This window comes from Ectobacillus panaciterrae DSM 19096, from assembly GCF_000430785.1.
Lineage (GTDB): Bacteria > Bacillota > Bacilli > Bacillales > Bacillaceae_G > Ectobacillus > Ectobacillus panaciterrae.
This window is the reverse complement of sequence record NZ_AUMR01000174.1, coordinates 1-2,414: the sequence shown is the minus strand read 5'-3', so window position 1 is coordinate 2,414 and position 2,414 is coordinate 1. Positions and strand designations below refer to the sequence as shown.

Here is a 2,414-nt window from a genome sequence, read left to right as displayed (position 1 = left end):
GGAATTTAAAAAAGATGACCCCTGTTCAATATAGAGATCATCTTCTTAAAACTGCCTAGGTTTTTTTTAATGTCCTTTACAAAGGGTACACTTTATAGCATTAATATTAAGAAATTGGGCTTTTTTTCGTTACTCCATTAAAGCGCCCGATTGCGGATTATCGAAAAATTTACAAGAACTTCAAAAATCGATCTTTAGTTATTGTGCTAACACCCCTTTAATGCAGTGCGTCATAACCCTTAAATACTCTCCTTGTTTCAGTATAATTTACTTAAAAATTTTTCTAAATGAGACAAAGGTACATCTCATATTTTGAGATATACCTTTTGGGAGGTGATTATTTGTTTATAAAATAAACAACAATAGAATGTGAATTCACGTCATTAATATTAAAAAGAAGATTATACAATCATTCATTGAAGTTCCTTTATTAATTTCGTAAGCTCTTTAAATCTAAGATCAAGCTCTTCGTATTCTTTATTATTTGGAGTCATAAAGCTAAGCTTCCCCAAAACTTCTTGTCGTTCTGTTTCAAGGGTTAAACGCAATTCCTCATTATCTTCATTTTTTGGTGATGATTCCTTCTCATTAAATTGCTTATATATGGTGTGATTTGAAAAAACGAGCTTAGTGCTTGTTGTTTGTTCAAGAAAATAACGATCGTGTGACACAACCAATAGAGTGCCATTATATTGTTCTAATGTTTCTTCAAGTTGCTCTCTGGAAGGCAAGTCTAGATGGTTCGTGGGTTCATCTAGGATGAGTACATCTTTTTCTTCTAGAATATATTTCATTAACTTACACTTCACACGCTCACCCATGCTCATATTCCCAATAGGCTCTGTCCACTGAGAATCCAAGAATCCTAAATGTTTCATTAAATTTCGTACTTGCCCTCTCTCTTCAAATGACTCTTTATCAAATAACTGTTCGGGAGTTTGATCAAGAGGCAAGTCAAATACTTCTTGAGTTAAATAGCCGATATTTGCTGATGGTGAAACCCAGATATCGCCTTTGGTAACTGATACTTTTCCGGCTATCATATTCAAAAAGGTCGTTTTACCACTACCATTTGGACCTGTAACTGATATCTTTTCGCCATGCTGAATGGTAAAATTAGCACCTTTAAAAAGTATTTGTTCTTCAAAAGACTTTTCTAAATTTTTAACTTCTAAGAATCGCTTCCCTACTTTATGATTCGATTTTAATGTGAAATTCACTTGGTATTCAGCCTTAGGCGCATCAACTTTAATTTTTTCAAGTTCCTTTTCGAGACGCTTTTGTTTTGATTTTACTTGAGAATCCATTCGTTTAGCTTTTACACGATAGTATTCTTTAGGGAATTCCTGTTTTGTTGAATGTGCGTGAGCTGATTTTGACCATGATGTTAGTTTGTTTATTTGACCTTCAATACGTTCTATCATCTTTTGTTGTTTCTCATATTCACGTTGCTGTGTAAGTCTTTTTCTTTCACGAAATTTCATATAACTAGTGTAGTTACCGCTATGACTAATGAGTGTTTGGTTTTCAATTGACCAAATTTTGGTGACAACTTTATCTAAGAAATAACGATCATGTGATACGAGAATAATGGTACCTTTATAACTTTTAAGCTGCCTTATCAGGAAATCCGTACTTTGTTCATCGAGATGATTTGTTGGTTCATCCAACAATAAAATGTCCGTCTCTTTGGCAAGTCCTTTGGCAAGTCGTGCTTTTAATCTTTCTCCTCCACTTAAATTCGAAAAGTCACGGATTGGAACATTCCACTTCTTGAATAAGGTTTCTTCTTGCGAAGTCACCTCATCAAAAGAATATGACTCGGTTTCTTGTTCAACCATAGTTATATTAAGATCATTCTCCAAGTGTCTAATATATCCTTCTGTTGGTGGAAAGTCATCGTTCAGTAATTGTAGCAAAGTTGATTTACCAGCACCATTTTTACCTATGATTCCGATAATATCCCCTTGTTGTACATTCGTATTTATATTTTCAAAAATAATATGATCTTGAATTTCAACTTTTATATTTTGTAACTGCATTAGTTCTAACATAAAGAATCATCCCTTCTTTTTTTGGGAGAATAAAAAATCCTCCCAAATAATTTTGGAAGGATTAGTCAAGTCGCATTTTTGCCGTACGCAAATAAGCTACGCAGTTATACAGTATATAGAAAAATGGGCAGACTAATCCTAAATTTTTATTATCTGAAATATAAAATCTCAAATGTTAAAAATCAGGTTAGTTATCCATTGTCCACCCATCATTCCTTTCGTTTAATAGTAAATACAATTTTAACACTTTACCGAGTGTTATTCAACAATCTGGCCCTTTTATGGAACAATTTTATTGTTATTTAACGTATAATTCATCATTTTTGGTTTTGTTTTCCATAGTGGCCCCTCAATCCACGA

The 2,414-nt window shown here is 33.1% G+C and carries 1 protein-coding gene; it reads right to left on the bottom strand.

All coding sequences use genetic code 11. The features are described 5' to 3' along the window. Window positions 1-413: 413 nt before the first annotated feature. Window positions 414-2,054 (bottom strand): ribosomal protection-like ABC-F family protein, encoded by a 1,641-nt coding sequence (abc-f, locus tag H540_RS0121985; RefSeq protein ID WP_028402399.1) that lies wholly within the window; start codon window positions 2,052-2,054, stop codon window positions 414-416. Window positions 2,055-2,414 lie beyond the last annotated feature (360 nt).